This is a genomic window from Pseudomonas fluorescens (assembly GCF_902497785.1).
In the GTDB taxonomy this organism is placed as follows: domain Bacteria; phylum Pseudomonadota; class Gammaproteobacteria; order Pseudomonadales; family Pseudomonadaceae; genus Aquipseudomonas; species Aquipseudomonas fluorescens_BO.
In genome coordinates, this window is the sequence record NZ_CABVHK010000060.1 from 1 (window position 1) to 1707 (window position 1707).

At 61.3% G+C, this 1707-nt stretch carries 1 protein-coding gene; it reads left to right on the forward strand.

Annotation, left to right across the window (positions count from 1 at the left end; translation table 11 throughout):
* Nucleotides 1–320 precede the first annotated feature (320 nt).
* Nucleotides 321–1707, forward strand: a 1387-nt coding sequence (locus F8N62_RS31360; RefSeq protein ID WP_150714202.1) for a PAS domain-containing sensor histidine kinase, incomplete at its 3' end; no start/stop codon positions are given.

The following is a 1707-nucleotide window of genomic DNA, read 5'->3' on the forward strand; positions in this document are numbered from 1 at the left end:
CAAAAGATCGCAGCCTGCGGCAGCGCCTACTTGATCACCGGCCAAAACCGCTCGCCTCCGTCCATGCCTGCAACGAGCGCGTCGGCTTGCGCCTGATCGATTCTGGACGTCGCCGCCACGCTCAAAACTGGCTACCATCCGATGAAGCATTTGATTGAGGTATAACCTCCCTACTAAAAGCTGGATTCGCAACCTGTGGGAGCCACAGATTCTGGTTCACTGAAATGAGCCACAAGATTCAGCCCATACCTCCATGAAACCATTGGCGCGCGCGATGCTCGAAACAGACGACGCCATTCACACGGACACAGAATCAGTCGATGCAGTTTCTAGACGATAGCCACGGGTGTGCCGGATGGGAGGGTGAAATGGCCGGGCGCATTCGTGCGTTCGATTGGAGCCGGACCGAGCTGGGGAACCTCGAGACCTGGCCCGCCAGCCTGTGCAGCGCGGTGCAGTTATTGCTCGCCTCGCCGCTGCCGATGGTGATGCTGTGGGGCCGCCTCGGCTACATGATCTACAACGATGCGTACTCATCGTTCGCCGGAGGCCGACACCCGTATCTGCTGGGCTCGCCGGTGGAACTGGGCTGGCCGGAAGTCGCCGAATTCAACCGGCACGTGGTCGATACCTGTCTGGCCGGCGGCACCTTGTCCTATCACAATAAAGAACTGGTGCTGTTGCGCGACGGCGTTCCCGAGGATGTCTGGCTTGACCTCTATTACAGCCCGGTGGCCAATGACCGCGGCGAGCCGGCCGGGGTCATGGCGATGGTGGTCGAAACCACCGACCATGTGATCTCCGAGCGCCGGCGCCAAGAGGCCGAAGACGCCTATCGCGCCGACAATGAACGAGTGCGCCTGGCGTTGAATGCCGGGGCTTTGCTCGGCTCGTTCGTGTGGGACATCAAGGGCAATCTGCTGTCCGGCGATGAGCGCTTTGCCCGCACCTTCTCCTATCCGGCCGAACGCAACCTCGGCGACCTGCCAACCGAATTCGCCGAAGCGCGGATTCACCCTGACGACCGCGACTGGGTCAAGGAACAGGTCAATCAATCCGTGACCACCGGCGAGCCCTTCAACGCCGAGTACCGGGTGCTGCGCCCGGATGGCAGTTACTTGTGGGTACAGGCCAGCGGCTGCTGCGAGTTCGATGAACAGGGCCAACCGTTCCGCTTTCCCGGCGTGTTGATCGACATCCACGAACGCAAGACCGCCGAAGAATCCTTGCTCAAGTTCACCCGTAACCTGGAACAGCGCGTTGCCGATGAAGTCGGTGCGCGGCTGGCGGCGGAAGAACAGTTGCGCCAGTCGCAGAAACTCGAAGCCATCGGCGGCCTTACCGGTGGCGTGGCCCATGACTTCAATAACCTGTTGCAAGTGATCGCCGGCAACCTGCATTTGTTGGCGCGGCATGAGCCGGACAATGCCAACGTGCAGCGTCGGGTCTCGGCGTCGATTGCGGCAGTGGAACGCGGGGCAAAACTGTCTTCGCAATTGCTCGCCTTCGCCCGTCGCCAACCGTTGTCGCCGGCGGTCTGCGACCCGCGCCAGATCTTCGAAGGCCTGGGCGAATTGTTGCAGCGGGCACTGGGTGAAACCATCCAGATCGATGTGCGGCTGCCGCAAGCCTCCTGGCATATCAACGTCGATCGCAACCTGCTGGAAAACGCCATCCTCAACCTGGCGATCAATGCGCGCGACGCCA